Raw genomic sequence first — 233 nt, 5'->3', positions numbered from 1 at the left:
AGGGTTTGAGTGATGGGCATATCGATTTGGTATTTGGCGGCGGTGTTGAAGACTTCTTCAATGGTGCTGACACCTTCGGAAACGTGGCCGATTTCGACAAGCACTTGATGCAACTCTTTGCCTTCTGCGAGGCCGAGGCCGACGCGGCGGTTGCGCGAGAGTGCGCCGGTACAGGTCAGGATAAGGTCACCGATGCCTGCCAAACCCATCATGGTTTTGGGTTGTGCGCCCAT

The 233-nt window shown here is 55.8% G+C and carries 1 protein-coding gene; it reads right to left on the bottom strand.

The window, feature by feature from the left end; all coding sequences use genetic code 11:
• Positions 1 to 233, bottom strand: a 233-nt coding sequence (locus ACTHSP_RS24160; protein ID WP_440347240.1) for an NAD(P)H-dependent glycerol-3-phosphate dehydrogenase, incomplete at both ends; no start/stop codon positions are given.

This window comes from Neisseria sp. P0001.S005 (assembly GCF_051963715.1).
This window is presented reverse-complemented; position numbering and strand designations above follow the sequence as displayed.